General features: G+C 31.9%; 15 protein-coding genes. 10 read left to right on the top strand and 5 right to left on the bottom strand.

What is annotated here, in order from left to right; genetic code table 11:
• From BMX42_RS12605 to BMX42_RS12615, 3 genes are read right to left on the bottom strand one after another with little or no spacing between them, the layout of a single operon-like run.
• The gene (locus BMX42_RS12605) at positions 1-1,113 is read right to left on the bottom strand and encodes an NAD(P)/FAD-dependent oxidoreductase (protein ID WP_091315004.1); all 1,113 of its coding nucleotides are present in this window, start codon (positions 1,111-1,113) and stop codon (positions 1-3) included.
• A gap of 31 nt (positions 1,114-1,144) precedes the next feature.
• Complete coding sequence (locus BMX42_RS12610) at positions 1,145-1,912, bottom strand: DedA family protein (protein ID WP_091315008.1); 768 nt, start codon at positions 1,910-1,912, stop codon at positions 1,145-1,147.
• Positions 1,896-3,143 carry a dicarboxylate/amino acid:cation symporter gene (locus BMX42_RS12615; RefSeq protein WP_091315011.1) on the bottom strand — a complete coding sequence of 416 codons (1,248 nt, stop codon included), beginning with the start codon at positions 3,141-3,143 and terminating at the stop codon, positions 1,896-1,898. Before BMX42_RS12615 ends, BMX42_RS12610 begins: the two co-directional genes overlap by 17 nt.
• An 84-nt stretch (positions 3,144-3,227) precedes the next feature.
• Here BMX42_RS12615 and BMX42_RS12620 point away from each other — a divergent pair, with 84 nt between their 5' ends.
• The 3 genes from BMX42_RS12620 (at position 3,228) to BMX42_RS12630 (ending at position 7,027) form a co-directional block, all read left to right on the top strand.
• Entirely contained in the window at positions 3,228-5,141 is a 1,914-nt protein-coding gene (locus BMX42_RS12620; RefSeq protein ID WP_091315014.1) for a S9 family peptidase, read from the top strand.
• Between the two features lie 42 nt (positions 5,142-5,183).
• On the top strand, positions 5,184-5,756 hold the full coding sequence (locus tag BMX42_RS12625; protein WP_091315018.1) for a tetratricopeptide repeat protein: 573 nt from the start codon (positions 5,184-5,186) through the stop codon (positions 5,754-5,756).
• Positions 5,757-5,818: 62 nt separating this feature from the next.
• The gene (locus BMX42_RS12630; protein WP_091315023.1) at positions 5,819-7,027 is read left to right on the top strand and encodes a BaiN/RdsA family NAD(P)/FAD-dependent oxidoreductase; all 1,209 of its coding nucleotides are present in this window, start codon (positions 5,819-5,821) and stop codon (positions 7,025-7,027) included.
• A 61-nt stretch (positions 7,028-7,088) separates the two neighbouring features.
• On the opposite strand, the gene BMX42_RS12635 is transcribed toward BMX42_RS12630, so the two are convergent.
• A complete protein-coding gene (locus BMX42_RS12635) occupies positions 7,089-7,631 on the bottom strand; it encodes a hypothetical protein (protein ID WP_091315027.1) in 543 nt (180 codons plus the stop codon).
• A gap of 83 nt (positions 7,632-7,714) precedes the next feature.
• Complete coding sequence (locus tag BMX42_RS12640) at positions 7,715-8,194, bottom strand: TspO/MBR family protein (RefSeq protein ID WP_091315032.1); 480 nt, start codon at positions 8,192-8,194, stop codon at positions 7,715-7,717.
• Positions 8,195-8,285: 91 nt separating this feature from the next.
• On the opposite strand from BMX42_RS12640, the gene mvaD reads away from it, so the two are divergent.
• The 7 genes from mvaD (at position 8,286) to BMX42_RS12675 (ending at position 18,414) form a co-directional block, all read left to right on the top strand.
• Positions 8,286-9,371, top strand: coding sequence for a diphosphomevalonate decarboxylase (gene mvaD / locus BMX42_RS12645; protein ID WP_091315035.1), 1,086 nt, complete (start codon positions 8,286-8,288; stop codon positions 9,369-9,371).
• 35 nt (positions 9,372-9,406) lie between these two features.
• A complete protein-coding gene (locus tag BMX42_RS12650) occupies positions 9,407-10,345 on the top strand; it encodes a mevalonate kinase family protein (RefSeq protein ID WP_091315039.1) in 939 nt (312 codons plus the stop codon).
• Between the two features lie 84 nt (positions 10,346-10,429).
• A complete protein-coding gene (locus BMX42_RS12655; RefSeq protein WP_091315042.1) occupies positions 10,430-11,350 on the top strand; it encodes a geranylgeranylglycerol-phosphate geranylgeranyltransferase in 921 nt (306 codons plus the stop codon).
• Between the two features lie 82 nt (positions 11,351-11,432).
• Positions 11,433-12,308, top strand: coding sequence for a pseudouridine synthase (locus tag BMX42_RS12660; RefSeq protein WP_091315045.1), 876 nt, complete (start codon positions 11,433-11,435; stop codon positions 12,306-12,308).
• 104 nt (positions 12,309-12,412) lie between these two features.
• Positions 12,413-13,105 (top strand): DUF6252 domain-containing protein, encoded by a 693-nt coding sequence (locus tag BMX42_RS12665; RefSeq protein WP_091315049.1) that lies wholly within the window; start codon positions 12,413-12,415, stop codon positions 13,103-13,105.
• 145 nt (positions 13,106-13,250) lie between these two features.
• Positions 13,251-17,777: a DNA polymerase III subunit alpha gene (dnaE, locus tag BMX42_RS12670; RefSeq protein ID WP_091315052.1), complete on the top strand. Its 4,527-nt coding sequence runs from the start codon at positions 13,251-13,253 to the stop codon at positions 17,775-17,777.
• A 64-nt stretch (positions 17,778-17,841) separates the two neighbouring features.
• Positions 17,842-18,414, top strand: a complete 573-nt coding sequence (locus BMX42_RS12675) for a peroxiredoxin family protein (protein ID WP_091315055.1) — start codon at positions 17,842-17,844, stop codon at positions 18,412-18,414.
• The last annotated feature ends 29 nt before the right edge of the window (positions 18,415-18,443 follow it).

Raw genomic sequence — 18,443 nt, forward strand, 5'->3', positions numbered from 1 at the left:
TTATATTAAATCTGCTAGTTCTTTTCCAATAAGGCTGCCAATGGCAACGCCCATTCCGCCCATTCTTACACCACAATATACGTGGTTGCTTAATTGTTGAACAATTGGTTTTTTTGAATTTCCAATACCCATAATTCCGCTCCAACGCTGTTCGATTTCAAAATGAGTTTCCGGCAAAATTACATTATTTAGTAGATCTTGCAAGCGATTTTGGATTATTTCGGTAGTTTCTAATGTAGTTGTTGTTTCGCCTTCAAAATCGAGGTTTCTACCACCACCAAAAAGTATTCTGTTATTGATGTTTCGAAAGTAGTAATATCCTTGATCTAAATGAAATGTCCCTTTAATATGTAGATTTTCAATTGGTTTGGTTATTAAAACTTGTGCTCTAGCAGGTTTGACTTCGTTTTTAGTCAATTCAGCGGCAAAACCATTCGTAGTAAAAAGTAGTTTTTTGGTTTTAAAAGTCACATCGTTTGTAACAATTTCTACTTCGTCATTCAATTCTTGATGTTCCGATACCGTTTGATTGTTTAAGATAAGAATATCATTTTGAATGGCTTTTTTCAATAAAGCCTGCATCATGTTTCCTGTATCAATTTGACCTTCAAACTCATTGAAAATTAAATGTTCAAATGTGTTTTTGAAGTCAAATCTATCTGAAACTTTCGAATATACTTCAGATTTAAACAACGGTCGAACAATATCGTTTATAAAAGGAATTTTGGAAATACAATTGTTATAAAACGCTTCGTCTTCTTTTAAAAACACTTCGTAACCGCCATAAGGTTTGTAATCTATAGCTTCGTCACCTAAATTTTTGCGAAGCAATTGTAAACCTGAAAAGCGTTTTTGGATTAATTGAATAACTTCTTCTTCTGTATGCGTTTTTAAATCGAAAATAATTTCAGAAACACTACCAAAACAAGCAAAACCTGCATTTTTTGTACTAGCGCCTTGTGGTAAAAAACCTCTTTCTAAAATCAAAATTTTAGCATTAGGAAAGCGTTCTCTCAGCCGAATTGCCGTATGTAAACCCACAATTCCGCTTCCTACAATGGTATAATCCACGTTTGAAAACCAGTTTTTTATTTCCCAATAGCTGAATTGCATAACTTGATTTTCTAATAAAAATTAGTAGAAACTATTCATCACCAGTTTTATCTGCATTTTCTAATTTTTTTGTTTTTATAGCTTTCATTACTAAAGGAAACGTCGTAGCAACAACTAAAATAATGATGATTTTTTCGATATGATGTTTTAAATCGATGTCAAATTTTTCGATAAATAAACCATATAAATAGTGACCAGAAAAAACCAAAATAAACGACCATAAAATAGAACTTAATACATTATAAAACATGAATTTGCTCTTTTTCATGTGTACAATTCCTGCTATAATTGGCACGAATGTTCTAACAATAGGTAAGAATCTTGCGAAAACTATCGCAACTCCACCGTGTTTTTGAAAGAAACTTTCCGACTGATATAAGTATTTTTTCTTGAAGAAAAAGCCATCTTCTTTTTGGTATAAGTTTTTTCCGTAAGTTGAACCAAACCAATAACCAAAAATATTACCAATAATTCCAGATATTGCAATTAAAGTAGCAACAACGAAAACAGGTGAATAACCTTGCGGTAAGAATTTTAAAGGTGCTGCTAAGGCTTCTGCGTAAATTCCTGATAGAAAAAGTAAGCTATCACCAGGGAGAAAAAATCCAATAAACAAACCTGTTTCTGCAAAAATAATAAACAGAACTACGTAAATTCCAATAGGAACACCACCTAATTCTAGATTAATATAAAATTCTGGATTAAATAGTTTTGAAAAATGAAATTTTTCTTCTGCGTCACCTGCTTGTAAAAGGAAATTCAGATTTATATTTAGTAATGCATTAATTAATTCCTTCATTTCCTTCAGATTTAGTTTCCCATTTATCAATTGCAGCTGTTGAAAGCGCGTTTCCTAATACATTTGTCATACTTCTAGCCATATCGCAAAAGTGGTCAATTGGCAAAATTAATGCGATTCCTTCTGGCGGAATACCAAACATCGCACATGTAGCAACCACTACAATTAATGATGCTCTTGGTACACCTGCAACACCTTTACTTGTTAGCATTAAAACTAAAAGCATGGTAAGTTGCTCTGGTAAACTCATTTCAATTCCATACACTTGAGCAATAAAAATACTGGCAAAAGTCATGTACATCATACTTCCATCAAGATTAAACGAATAACCCAACGGTAAAGTAAACGAAACGATTTTTGGTTGACAACCAAATCGCTCTAATTCTTCTACCATTTTCGGGAAAACCGCTTCTGAACTTGTAGTTGAGAAAGCAATTAATAATGGACTTTTTATACGTTCTAATAATACAAATAATCGTTTTCCTAATATCAAATAACCCACAGTTAATAAGATCAACCAAAGAACAATTATTCCGACTAAAAAGGCTCCTAAATATTTCGCGTAAAGTGTAAAGACTTCAAAACCATGTTTTGCAATAGCACTGGCAACAGCTCCTAAAACTCCTAATGGTGCAGTCCACATAATGTATGAAACCATTTTTAAAACTACGTGAGAAACTCTGTCTAATAATTTGATGATAGGTTTGGCTTCTTTTTTTGAGAATGAAGCTAATGCCACTCCAAATATGATTGAAAATATTACAATTTGTAGAATTTCATTCGTGGCTAATGCTTCAAATAAACTTTTTGGAATCACGTGTTTTACAAATTCTTCCAATGAAAAACCTTTTGAGTTTTCTAATAATTCTGAAGCGGCAGTTGTATCGTCTAATTTTATTGATGTTCCTTTTCCTGGAGCGAAAAAGTTAACCAACATTAATCCTAATAATAAAGAAATTAATGAAGCAGAAATGAACCAAGCCATTGCTTTTCCACCAACACGACCCACCATTTTCATATCGCCCATTTTGGCAATTCCAACCACTAAGGTACAAAATACTAATGGCGCAATAATCATTTGAACCAAGCGAATGAAAATCGTACCTAATAATTTTATGTTTTTTGAGAAAACTTCAATTGAATCTTGAAATTGATAATGCACAATTCCACCTAAAGTTACCCCTATAATTAGCGAAATAATGATTAGTATAAATAGTTTATTGTTTTTCACGACGTAAATGTTTTTTAGAGCGTGAAAATAGTTATATTTTTTCAAAAAAGTGCTACTTTTAACCTCGTTTTAAAATTTATAAGTATGAAAAAATATATTTTTCTCATTTTCAGTGTAATAAGTATGAGTTCAAATGCACAACAAAACATGACGCCAGAAAATTTATGGCAATTAGGTAGAGTCACTCCAATAGGAATTTCTAAAGATGGAAAGTCCTTGGTTTATAAAGTTGGAACGCCAAATATTCAAGAAAATAAAATAAATTCTAAATATTTTTCAGTACCTGTTGGTGGAGGAAATGCAACTTTATTAGATAAAATTGATGGTTTGGTTGCCGATAAAAATGTTTCTCCAAATGGAAAAAATATTTTATCGAATCAAGAAGTTAAAGTTGAAAAGTTATTAGGTTCAGATTTGTATCCAGAATTATCTAAAACTACAGCGCAAGTGTACGAAGGTTTGGATTATCGTCATTGGGATACTTGGAATGATGGAACACATAATCATGTTTTTGTTGGTGCGATTGGTTCGGAAACGGAAAAAGTTTTACCGCCTTATGATATTATGAAAAATGAACCTTATGATTCCCCTCAAAAACCTTTTGGTGGTGATGAAGATTATATTTGGTCGCCAGACGGAAGCAAAATAATTTATGTTTGCAAGAAAAAAGCAGGAACAGCTTATGCTACAAGTACTAATACAGATTTATACGAGTATGATTTAGCGACAAAAACCACAAAAAATCTAACAGAGAAAAATTTAGGTTACGATACACATCCAATATTTTCACCTCAAGGCGATTTGTCTTGGTTGCAAATGAAACGTGATGGTTATGAAGCAGATAAGAATGATATTATCGTTCGTCATAAAGGAATGGATATCAATTTAACTGCTGGTTGGGACGGAACAGTTGATAGTTTTGTTTGGAGTAAAGATGGTAAAAAAGTCTATTTCATTGCGCCAGTTGGTGGGACGAAACAATTGTTTGAAGTTAATTTCCCTGGTTTAACTAGAATTGCGGTTATAGTTAGACAGTTAACAGATGGCGATTTTGATGTAAGCGGATTTGTTGGTTTCTCAGGAACTTCAGTTTTAGTAACAAAAACTACGCACAATATGGCAGCTGAAGTGTTTTCGTACGATTTAAAAAAGAAATCTTGGAAACAAATTACACATGTAAATGATGAAGCCTATTCTAAACTTGCAAAATGTACTTCAGAAAAACGTTGGGTAACTACAACTGATGGTAAAAAAATGTTGGTTTGGGTAATTTTACCTCCAAATTTCGATAAAACAAAAAAATATCCAACGCTTTTATATTGTCAAGGTGGACCACAAAGTCCGTTAACACAGTATTATTCTTTCCGTTGGAATTTCCAATTAATGGCTTCGCAAGGTTATATTGTGGTGGCGCCAAATAGAAGAGGAATGCAAGGTCACGGTGTAAAATGGAACGAACAAATTTCTGGAGATTGGGGCGGACAAGTAATGGACGATTATTTATCAGCCATTGATGATATTTCTAAAGAATCATATGTAGATAAAACAAGAATTGGTGCAGTTGGTGCGAGTTATGGAGGATATTCTGTATTTCAATTAGCAGGAATCCATAAAAACAGATTCAAAACATTTATTTCTCACTGTGGAATTTTCAATACAGAAAGTATGTATGGAACAACGGAAGAAGTTTTCTTTACAAACTGGGATTCTGGTGGTGCATATTGGGAAAAAGACAACAAAACAGCTCAAAAAACATACAACGAATTCAATCCGATTAAATTAGTAAACAATTGGAATACACCAATTATGATTATTCAAGGAGGGAAAGATTATCGTGTGCCAATCGGACAAGGCCAAGAAGCTTTTCAAGCCGCACAATTAAAAGGAATCAAGAGTAAATTTTTACTATTTCCAGATGAAAATCACTGGGTGTTAAAACCTCAAAATGCTTTAGTTTGGCAAGGTGAGTTTTTCAAATGGTTGAAAGAAACACTTTAATAAAGTGCCAATTTGAAAATAGTTCAATTAGCCAATTATAGGATGAAGAAAGTTTTAATTTTTTCGATTTTGTTTTTATCTTTTGGATGTAAATCTGATTCAGAAACTCAAATTTTAGAGTTGAATAAAAAATTACAAAATTTTACTAGTAAAGAAAAGTTTGAAGATGCTATAAAAGTTTTAGATGAGATTGAAAAAATTGATCCCAATTACAAATCTATTCATGGTTCAAAAGCAGTTTTATATTTAAAGGCTAATAAATTTGTTGAAGCAAAAACTGAAATCAATAAAGAATTAAAAAAAGATTCACTTAATGATGAGGTTTGGTTGTTCAATGGAATAATTAGTAGAGAATTGAATGACAAAGAATATTCTAATTTGTGTTTCAAAAAAAGTATAAAAATTTATGAATCGGGAAAATCAAATTCGTTTAAAAATGAAAATGATTTGGATCAGATGAAATTTCTTTTACTTCATGTTATTAATGATAACGAATCTAAAATTAAGAAAGAGCAATTAAAAACAAAATGGAAAGTAGATTATAAAATGATGAACCATTTTAAATTCATTGAATCTGAAACTCCAAAAAAAGCACTAGAAATGCTTTATAAATAAAAAACAAAATTAACCATTAACAATTCGTCCCTCTTTTGGAGGGAGATAGGAGGAGACTTTACATGCAATCATACAACATCATAATTATAGGCGGTGGCGCAGCCGGTTTCTTTGCAGCTATAAATATCGCAGAGAAAAATCCGCAACTTAGTGTGGCAATTCTCGAAAGAGGAAAAGAATGTCTGACTAAGGTTAAAATTTCTGGTGGTGGACGTTGTAATGTCACACACGCCTGTTTCGTTCCTAACGATTTAGTAAAGTTTTATCCACGTGGTGAAAGAGAACTAAAAGGACCATTTTCGCAATTTTGTTCTGGTGATACGATTGAATGGTTCGAAAAACGTGGCATCGAATTAAAAATTGAAGAAGACGGAAGAATGTTTCCAATTACTGATGATTCACAAACGATAATTGATTGTTTCGAAAAGGAAGTCAAGAAATTAGGTATCAAAGTTTTGACATCACAAAGTGTACAATCTTTATATTTTAATAAAGATGAACAATGGAAAATTGAAACCCAACACGATGTTTTCGTTGCCGAAAAAATTGTCGTAGCAACTGGAAGTAATCCTAAAATTTGGGAAATGATGCATCAAATGGGTCACGAAATTGTTGAACCCGTTCCTTCATTATTCACTTTTAATATTACCGATAAAAGAATCAAAGATTTAATGGGACTTTCGGCGCAAGCCAGTATCAAAATTAAGAATTCTAAATTAGCATCTTCCGGACCATTGTTAATTACGCATTGGGGACTTTCAGGTCCAGGAATTTTACGACTTTCCGCTTGGGGAGCTCGAGAATTATTCGATAAAAAATATTGTTTTGCTTTACTTGTCAATTGGCTTGATGAGGTTTCTTTTGATGAAGCTATCGAACAATTAAAAGAAATTAAAGAAAACAACAATAAAAAATTAATTGGTAAATTTTGTCCGTTCGACTTCCCGAAACGTTTGTGGGAAAACATTGTAACTGCTTCAGATATTGCTTTGGATTATAAATGGGCTGAGGTAACGAATAAGCAAATAAATAGTTTGGCGAATCAGTTAACGCAAGCCGAATTTCAAGTAAACGGAAAAAGCACGTTTAAAGAAGAATTTGTAACTGCTGGTGGAATTGACTTGAAAGAAATCAATTTTAAAACCATGCAAAGTAAAATTTTACCAAAAGTGTATTTCGCTGGTGAAGTCGTAAATATTGATGCTGTTACTGGTGGATTCAATTTTCAAAATGCTTGGACAAGTGGTTTTATCGTTGCTGAAAATATTTAGTAACATCAATAATAAATGCATAAAAAAACCTCGAACTTTTCGAGGTTTTTTTATATCTAATTTAGACTTCTCTTCCGCCCTCTAATGTGCTTTGTAAATCTTTTAATTCTTGCCATTTGCCTTCATATGCCATTTTCGATTGTCGCGGCCAAGTGCCAGGATCGTGAATTTGATATTTTTCTCCAGCTTTGCTTAATATTTCTCGTAATCTATCAACAGAAGATTCGCCTAAAGCTTTCCAAGTTAAAATTCCAGATGTTTTGAATAATTCTTCAATTTTCGGTCCAATTCCTTCTACAATTTTTAAATCGTCTTGTTTGTATGATTTTCCGAAAACGGCTTTTACAGCTTTAGAATCAAAAGTAATATTAGAATGACTTGCATTTGTATTTCCAACTAAATTGCTTGCTTTTGCAGACGAACCCGATTTTAATTGGTTAATTTCATCTTGTAAAGCCACGTTTTTTTGTTTGCAGTTTTCTAAATCTGAAATCCATTTTTCATCTGAATTTCCATTTGATGAACTGGCAGCCATTTTGCCAATTAAGTAACCAACGATTCCAAAAATTAATCCTATTAATGCATATTGAATGTAATTATCCATAATTGAAAGTTTTTGTGTTTGACTTTCAAAAGTAAGAAAATTTTTAATTAAATAGTTAAAATTCAGTATATTATATAATTTTTTTAGAAATTATTTAAATAAAATATACTTAGCGTTAATAAAGTTGCGAAAGAAACCCAAGCGATATATGGAATAAATAATTTCGCTGCAATTGGATTTATAGGTTTAAATAATTTGTAGCATTCTATAATAATAAGCAACAATAAAATAATTTCAATTGAAGCTAATAATAGGTTGTGTAAACTAAAAAATAAATACGACCACAAGGCATTTAATCCCAATTGAAGTACAAAATATTGTAAAGCAATTTTTACTTGTTTTTGTTGGTTTTCGATTTCATTCCAAATTAATCCCGCTGCAATTCCCATTCCAATATATAACAAAGTCCAAACGGGTGCGAAAATCCAATTTGGTGGATTAAATATTGGTTTTACAAGCGTTGGATACCAAGTCGTAATAGATGATTGTGTGATTTTTCCTGAGAAGAAACCAATCGTTAAACAAATAATAATACAATAGGATATTCTAAGATATTTCTTCATTTTTAAAATTTTATCCAAAGATATTTAAAACTTCTGACTTCTGACTTCTGACTTCTGACTTCCTTTTCTATCTTTGTCAAAAATATTTTTTATGTATTCTGATTCAGACTTCATTCTTTCAAATTATAATTCAATCGACGCTGCAGAATTTTCGTGGAGCGCACCAAGTAATATCGCTTTAGTAAAATATTGGGGAAAAAAGGAAAATGGCGATCAAATTCCAGCAAATCCGTCTATTAGTTTTACCTTGAAAAATTGTAAAACGATCACGTCTGTTGTAGTTTCGTCTAAAATAGAAAAAGACAATTTTTCATTCGATTTGTTATTTGAAGGACAACCGAAAGAAGATTTCAAACCAAAAATTCAAAAATTTTTCGAAAGAATTTACCCATATTGTCCGTATTTAAAAGACTATCATTTTACAATTGATACTCAAAATACCTTTCCTCATAGTTCAGGAATTGCATCTTCTGCTTCTGGAATGGCTGCGATTGCGATGAATATTATGAGTTTAGAAAAAGCCATAAAACCGGAAATTTCGGAGGAATATTTTTATGCAAAAGCTTCTTTTTTAGCACGTTTAGGTTCTGGAAGTGCTTGTAGAAGTATTATCGGAAATGTAGTAGCTTGGGGAAAAAATGTAACAATAAAAAATAGTTCCGACTTATTTGGTGTTGAATTTTCGAACATTCATCCGAATTTTCATAATTTTCAAGATACGATTTTGTTAGTCGATAAAGGTGAAAAACAAGTTTCAAGTACAGTTGGACATAATTTAATGCACAATCATCCATTTGCCGAACAACGTTTTGAACAAGCACATGACAATATTGCGAAAATTGTTACGTTATTAGAAACAGGAAATGTGACGGATTTTATGAGCTTGGTAGAAAGTGAAGCCTTGACTTTACACGCCATGATGATGACATCGATGCCGTATTTTATTTTAATGAAACCAAATACATTGGAAATTATTAATAAAATTTGGAAGTTCAGAAATGAAACGCAAACTCCGGTTTGTTTTACGTTAGATGCTGGTGCAAATGTACATGTTTTGTATCCTGAGAATGTAAAAGAAAAAGTGTTGCAATTTATTCAAAGCGAATTAGTTGGCTATTGTCAAAATGGTCAGTATATTTGTGATGAAATTGGAAATGGAGCACAGGATTTAAAATAATTTTATATCTTTATCAAATATATATTTAAAATAACATGAAAGGACCACTTTTTTACTCAAAAATATTACTTTTCGGAGAATACGGAATTATTCAAGATTCTAAAGGACTTTCTATCCCATATAATTTTTACAAAGGCGCACTGAAGTCAGATGAAAATCCGACAGAAGAAGCTATGAAATCGAACCAAAGTTTAGTGAAGTTTGTTGCTTATTTAAAGCAATTACAAACCGAACAACCAGGTTTGGTAACGTTTAATATTGATGTTTTACAAAATGATGTAAACGGTGGAATGTATTTTGATTCTAGTATTCCTCAAGGTTACGGAGTTGGTAGTAGTGGTGCCTTGGTAGCCGCTATTTACGATAAATATGCTTCTAATAAAATTACTGTTTTAGAAAACTTAACGAGAGAAAAATTATTGCAATTAAAAGCAATTTTTTCTAATATGGAATCATTTTTCCACGGAAAAAGTTCTGGTTTAGATCCGTTAAATAGTTATTTGAGTTTACCAATTCTTATCAATTCTAAAGATAATATTGAGGCAGCTGGAATTCCAAGTCAATCAGCAACAGGAAAAGGTGCAGTTTTCTTATTAGATTCTGGAATTGTTGGAGAAACGGCTCCAATGGTAAATATTTTCATGGAAAATTTAAAAGACCAAGGTTTTAGAAAAATGCTAAAATCGCAGTTTATAAAATATACCGATTCTTGTGTGGAAAACTTCTTACAAGGCGATATGAAATCGTTATTTAAAAACACCAAAGAATTATCTAAAGTGGTTTTAAGTAACTTCAAACCAATGATTCCTGAACAATTTCACCAAATTTGGCAAAACGGAATTGAAACCAACGATTACTATTTAAAATTGTGTGGTTCTGGCGGTGGTGGCTATATTTTAGGTTTCACTCAAGATTTCGAAAAAGCTAAAAAGTCTTTAAAAGATTATAAATTAGAAATGGTTTATCAGTTCTAAAAATTTTGTTTAAAGTTTCAGGTTTAACGTTTTTTTAGTTAGCGTTAATTCAACTTGAAACTTGAAACCTGAAACAAAAGAAAAATGTTAAGCCGCAACTCTAAATTATTACTTACTAAAATCTTCAGTTTCTTTTCTGTGGTTCGTGGTTATAATGTGTTTGTAATCGCATTAGCACAATATTTATCAGCCATTTATATCTTAGCTCCAGAAAGAAGAGCTTTAGATGTTATTCTCGATTGGAGATTATTCATTTTAGTAATTGCTTCGACTTTTGCTATTGCTTCAGGTTACATTATCAATAATTTTTACGACGCAAAAAAAGACATTATCAATCGTCCGAAAAAATCATATTTGGATAGATTAGTAAGTCAGAAAACCCAACTTCAAGTTTATTTTACTTTAAATTTTTTTTCAGCTTTATTAGGTTTTATTATTTCTTGGCGCGCCGCATTGTTTTATTCGGTATATATTTTTATCATTTGGTTTTATTCGCATAAATTAAAAAAATATCCAATTATTGGAAATCTAACGGCTTCGTTTTTAGCGGTTTTGCCTTTTTTTGGAATTTTAATGTATTTCAAAAATTTCTATCATGTGATTTTCGCTCACGCCATATTTTTATTTCTAATCATTTTGATTCGAGAAATGGTAAAAGATTTAGAAAATATTGAAGGCGATTTATCCAATAATTACCAAACCATTCCTGTAAATTATGGTGAAAATTTCTCTAAGAAAATCATTTCACTTTTATTGTTGTCAACGCTATTGCCAGTTTATTTCCTTATTAATGTGTACGATGTGGGTTATATGGATGTTTATTTTTACGCCAGTTATATTTTACTAATCATTTTTGTTTTGAAATTGTGGAAATCTGAAGGAAAAGTAGATTATATTAAACTTCATTTCTTGTTAAAAATTATACTTTTAGCAGGTGTAATTTGTATCGTTTTAATCAAGCCAACTGTGATTGAAAACGGACAAAAGTTGTTGTTAATTAGATAATTAATTGATTATTCAATTCGCTTCGTACTTTCAATTTCGCACTTCTCACTTAAATTGACTATCTTTGCAAAAAAATAATAGCATGAGAAAATCGTCAGGAGCGAAAAGAAGCGGTAAAACTTCAGAAAGTAAAAAACCAGATTTTAAGAAAAACGAATCAGGAAAATCATTTTCTTCAGAAAACAAGCCTGCTCCAAAGTTCAATAGAACAGACAAACCTAAACAACAAGTGGTTAAAATAAAATCTGATAAAGATGAAATCAGATTGAATAAATATGTAGCCAATTCAGGTGTTTGTAGTCGTAGAGATGCGGATATTTACATTCAAAGTGGTAATGTAAAAGTAAATGGAGAAGTAGTTACAGAAATGGGTCGCAAAGTAAAATTAACTGATGTGGTTAATTTTGATGGAGTGAACATTACTCCAGAGAAAAAAGAATACATACTTTTAAATAAGCCTAAGAATTTTTCTACAGAGAAGAATGACCAAGGTGCAAATAACGTTTTGCAACTAATTAAGTCACCATCAAATGTAAGATTAGAACCTGTTGGAAGAATGGACAAAACAACTACTGGTTTGTTGTTGTTTACGAATGATCCAGATATGGTTAGAAAATTTACTACGCCAAATCAACGTTCTTCTAAGATTTATCAAGTTTCTTTAGATAAAAATTTGAAATATGAAGATTTAGAGAAAATTCAAAATGGAGTTACTATTGAAGGACATAAAGTTTATGTGGAAGAAGTAACTTATATTGATGGAGAAGCGAAGAGTGAAATTGGTGTAAAAATGAAAACTTCTAACGTAAAAGTAGTAAGAAACATTTTTGAACACTTAAAATACAATGTAATTAAATTAGATCGTGTTGTTTTTGCTGGATTAACCAAGAAGAATTTACCAAGAGGAAATTGGAGAGTTCTAACAGAACAAGAAGTTGTGAATTTAAAAAATAACTAAAAAAATCCGCCTTGTGATAAAACAAGGCGGATTTTTTGTTTTCAAATATCAATTGTATTGAAATAAAATATATATTTGTGAATCTTTATTTTAAAAATAATAAAATGAAAAAAATATTTTCAATAGTTGCCCTTACATTATTATTCGTTTCTTGTGAAAACGATATTAAATCTAACTCACCAGCTTTTCAAGGTGAAAAAGACAATGTGTTTTGGCGTGCTGATGATTCAAAAGTTACAATTAACGCAGGTGGTACTGTGTCAATTAATGCATATACTGATAAAGAATTAGTTGGGCTTACTGTGCCAGATGCTGTGGGAGTTTATAATTTAGGAACTGCTGATCAAAGTATTAATGCTTCTTATTCATATAATAATGAAGGATCAGTTTCGTATTATGAAACTTCATTAATTGAAGGTCCGGTTTATAAATTAGGAGCTTTTACTAGTTTTGGTACTGGATATGCAAGTTTAAATGGAAACAATGTAAACACTTCTGGAGGTTCTGGAAACGGATTAACTTTAAAAATCACAACAAATACAGGAGGTAATGTTATTGCTGCTACAATTGCTAGTAGAGGAACAGGTTACAGTCCTGGTGATATTGTTACAATCAATGGTGGAAATGCAAACGCAGCTATCAAAATTTTAAGCGTTATGAAAAGCAACGGAGTTGTTGAAATTGAAAAAATTGAAGGAAATGCTTACAGTGGAACGTTTAGTTTTAATGCAGTTGACGAAAATGGAAATGTAGTTAATTTTAATAAAGGAACTTTTTACAAAGTACCAGCTTTCTAAAATTACTAAATCAATATAAAATATCTAACCACTTCATAACGAGGTGGTTTTTTGTTTTTGTTAATAACTAAAATTGCCATAAAAAAAGATAAATTGTACTTTTGAAATCTTCCATTTTTTGGAACTTTAATTCGCGAAATTTACTATGTTTTTAATCTTTGATACCGAAACCACAGGTTTACCTAAAAGTTGGTCTGCACCAATTACAGATACCAACAACTGGCCTCGTTGCGTGCAAATTGCTTGGCAATTACATGACGAGATGGGAAATCTTATCGAGCATCAAGATTATTTAATTAAGCCTGAAGGATACAATATTCCTTTTGATGCTGAAAGAATTCACGGAATTTCTACAGAATTGGCCGCGCAAGAAGGTCACGATTTAAGTGAAATTCTAGAAAAATTTAATATCGCTTTATCGCAATCAAAATATATTGTCGGACAAAACGTTGGTTTTGACGTGAACATTATGGGTTGTGAATTTCATCGTTTTGGAATCGCAACGGATTTAACCAAAATGCCTGTTTTAGACACATGTACAGAAACTACGGCATTATTATTAAAATTACCTGGTGGTCGTGGTGGAAGATTTAAATTACCAACTTTAACGGAATTACACGAATATTTATTCAACGAAAAATTCGCGGAAGCTCACAACGCAACTGCCGATGTGGAAGCGACAACGCGTTGTTTTCTAGAATTAGTAAAACGAGGAAACTTCAATTCCAACGAATTACCAGTTTCTGAAGATTATTACACTTCTTTCAGAACTAACAATCCAGATGTAAAACCAATTGGATTAAAACATGTTAATTTAAAACAAGCTTCTGCAAGCTTACGCGAAAAATTACAACAACAACTTCCAAACGATATTGAAATCTTACCAGAAGATTTGGAAGATATTTCAGATGTTGCCTTTGCACATTTGCACAATCACTCACAATTTTCTGTATTACAATCAACGATTTCAATTCCGAAACTAATTGAAAATACGGTTAAACAAAAAATGCCAGCGGTTGCTCTTACTGATATTGGTAATATGATGGGTGCTTTTCAATTCGTGAGCGGAATTCTAAATCATAATAAATCGGCGGAAGCTAAAAATAAGGAATTAGTTGAAGCTGGCGAACAACCAACAGAAACGATCATTAAACCCATTGTAGGTTGCGAATTTTTTGTGTGTAACAATCATAAAGATAAATCGAACAAAGACAATGGTTACCAAGTTGTTTTCTTAGCGAAGAACAAAAAAGGATATCATAATTTAGCGAAGTTATCATCGAAAGCTTATACAGATGGTTTTTATTATGTGCCTCGTATCGATAAAGAATTAATCAAAGAATACAAAGAAGATATCATTGTTTTGACAGGAAGTTTGTATGGTGAAGTACCAAATAAAATTCTGAATATCGGTGAAAATCAAGCCGAAGAAGCCTTGTTGTGGTGGAAAGAACAATTTGGTGACGATTTGTATATCGAATTAATGAATCACAATCAAGATGATGAAAAAGCGGTAAATAATACGCTAATTCAATTTTCTAGAAAACATAATGTAAAGCTAATTGCAACAAACAATACGTTTTACATCAATAAGGAAGATGCCAACGCACACGATATTTTATTATGTGTAAAAGATGGTGAAAAACAGGCTACACCAATTGGTCGTGGTCGTGGATATCGTTTCGGATTACCAAATCAAGAATACTATTTCAAGTCGACTAATGAAATGAAAAAATTGTTTCCGCAAACGCCGGAAGCGATTAGTAATGTCCAAGAAATTGTAGATAAAATTGAAATTTATTCGCTGTCACGAGATGTATTACTTCCCAAATTTGATATTCCAGAAGAGTTTCAAGTCGCAGAAGATTTAACAGATAAAGGCGTTCGTGGTGAAAATGCGTATTTACGACATTTGACTTACGAAGGTGCCAAAAAGCGTTACGGAGAAATCACAGATGCAATCAGAGAACGTATTGATTTTGAATTATTAACAATTAGTAATTCGGGTTATCCGGGTTATTTCTTAATTGTACAAGATTTTATTGCTGAAGCTAGAAAAATGGATGTTTCGGTTGGGCCAGGTCGTGGTTCTGCAGCAGGTTCAGTAGTGGCGTATTGTTTGTGGATTACGAATATTGATCCGATGTTGTACAATCTCCTTTTTGAGCGTTTCTTAAATCCCGACCGTGTATCGATGCCCGATATTGATATCGATTTTGATGATGAAGGTCGTGGTCGAGTAATGGATTATGTAATTAAAAAATATGGTTCTAACCAAGTAGCACAAATTATCACCTATGGTAAAATGGCTACGAAGTCGGCGATTCGTGATACGGCTCGTGTGCTAGATTTACCTTTGTTTGAAGCAGATAGAATTGCCAAATTAATTCCTGCGATGATGCCAGGTAAATGGAATTTGGCACGTTTTCTTTCTGAAAAAGAAGAAGATGTAAAAAAAGCTGTTCGTTCAGATGAATTCGATCGAGTTAAGGAATTAATAGAAATTGCCAATCAAGGCGAATTGTCTGGAGAAACCATTCAACAAGCCAAAATATTAGAAGGTTCACTTCGAAATACAGGAATTCACGCGTGTGGTGTAATTATTACGCCAGATGATATTACCAATTTCGTACCAGTAACAACAGCAAAAGATTCTGATTTATATGTAACTCAGTTTGATAATGCGGTTGCCGAAAGTGCGGGATTATTGAAGATGGACTTCTTAGGTTTAAAAACCTTAACGCTTATAAAAGATACGGTTAAGCTAGTAAAATATAAACGTGATATTACTTTAGATCCGGATACATTCCCTATTGACGATAAAAAAACATACGAATTATTCCAACGTGGTGAAACAGTCGGTATTTTTCAGTACGAATCACCAGGAATGCAAAAATATCTGAAAGATTTAAAGCCAACGGTTTTTGGAGATTTAATTGCGATGAATGCACTTTATCGTCCAGGTCCGTTAGAATATATTCCATCTTTCGTTCGTAGAAAAAATGGTTTAGAACCAATTGCATACGATTTAGATGCTTGTGAAGAATATCTTGCAGAAACCTACGGAATTACGGTTTATCAAGAGCAGGTAATGCTACTGTCGCAATCGTTAGCCGGCTTTACTAAAGGTGATGCCGACGTTTTACGTAAAGCGATGGGTAAAAAAGACAAACCTGTCTTGGATAAAATGAAACCTAAATTCATCGCGCAAGCAGAAGAAAAAGGGCACGATGCAAAAATATTAGAGAAAATTTGGAAAGACTGGGAAGCGTTCGCAAGTTATGCTTTCAATAAATCTCACTCGACATGTTATGCGTGGATTGCTTATCAAACGGCATATTTAAAAGCGCATTATCCTGCGGAATATATGGCGGCGGTACTTTCTAATAACATGAATGATATCAAATCGGTTTCGTTTTTTATGGAAGAATGTAAACGTATGGGCTTAGAAGTTTTAGGTCCAGATGTGAATGAATCGTTCTATAAATTTACAGTTAACGATAATAATGCGATTCGTTTCGGAATGGGAGCGATTAAAGGTGTGGGAGAAAATGCCGTAAAAACAATAGTTGAATGTAGAAAAGAAGCGCGTTATAAATCTATTTTCGATTTAGCCAAGCGAATTGATTTACGTGCAGCGAATAAAAAAGCTTTTGAGAATTTAGCTTTAGCTGGTGGTTTTGATGAGTTTGGAGATACACATCGTGCGCAATATTTCCATTCTGATGGAGATAATATTACGTTTTTGGAAAAAGCGATGCGTTTCGGTGCGAAGTTTCAAGAAAATGAAAATTCTTCTCAAGTAAGTTTATTTGGTGATGCTTCGGATGTTCAAATTGCCGAACCTGTTGTGCCACCGTGTGAAGAATGGAATACTTTAGAAAAATTATCTCGAGAAAAAGAAGTAGTTGGAATTTATATTTCTGGTCATCCTTTAGATGATTATAAATTTGAAATGAAATATTTCTGTAATACGAAATTACAAGCGTTAAATAATTTGGAACCTTTGGTGGGTAAAAACTTATCATTTGGAGGAATTGTTTCGAATGTACAACACAGAACAACGCAACAAAATAAAGGTTGGGCGACTTTCAATATTGAAGGCTACGAAGAAACTTTCGAATTCAGAATATTTAATGAAGAGTATTTAAAATTCAGACATTATTTGGTTCAAAATCAGTTTGTTTTCATTAAAATTTTCGTCAAAGAAGGTTGGGCAAATAAAGAAACAGGTAAAAAATCGGATCCAAGAATTAACTTTTCGCACATGCAAAGTTTACAAGATGTATTACCAGATTTTGCTAAAAAACTAACCGTTCAATTGCCAATTGAAGAATTGAAAGAACAATTAATTTCTAAGTTAAATGAACTTTTTTCCAATCATCAAGGTGATTTTAATGTGACTTTCGAATTGTTAGAATTAGAAAAAGTAAAACGATTTGTAAAACGAGAAATTGAAATCGACGAAGAGCTGCAAGATGAAACCGTTATTGATTCTGATGATGAAGTAGAAAACACAGCTGAAATTATCGTAGAGAATCAAATGGAAGAAATTGAAGAAACGATTATAAAAAACAAACTAGAAATGCCAAGTCGAAAATTAAAAATCAATATTTCTAAAGAATTGTTAGAAGGTTTGGAAAAAATGCAAATCAATTTTAAGCTGAATTAAGTTGTTTAGCTAAGATTTTTTTCTAACCAAACACCGAACTTTACTTTAATTAAAAACAAATAATATGAAAAAATTACTTTTTATCTTATTAGCCATTTCAGGAATAAGTTCAGCTCAAATTGCAGACAAAGCCGAAGATATTTCACCTTTGTTAATTGGAGAAAAAATTCCAAATCAAGATTTAATTTCTGTCGATGACAAATTAGTTTCTACAACTGAAATATTCAATAAAAAAACGGTTTTGATTGTCTATCGTGGTGGATGGTGTCCATATTGCAATTCACAATTAATGGAAATGCAAGAAATTGAAAATCAAATAATTGAATTGGGTTATCAAATTGTGGCTGTTAGTCCAGATTCACCGAAATTTTTAAAAGAAACCACAACAGAAGATAAATTAAATTATCAATTGTTTTCCGATAGTGACGGAAAGTTTTCACAAGCTTTAGGAATTGCTTTTAATAGAGAAAAACCAAAATTAGAAAAATATTCTGAAGGTAAAAATCCTGGTTTTTTGCCTGTTCCAACAGTTTATGTAATAAATGAAAATAGAAAAATCGAGTTTTTGTATATTAACCCCGATTATTCTAAAAGATTGAAAGGTAATTTGTTGTTAGCCGTGTTAAAAAACTTATAAATTGATTTTTCTAATCACTTTATAGTTAA

The organism is Flavobacterium terrigena (assembly GCF_900108955.1).
Classification (GTDB): domain Bacteria; phylum Bacteroidota; class Bacteroidia; order Flavobacteriales; family Flavobacteriaceae; genus Flavobacterium; species Flavobacterium terrigena.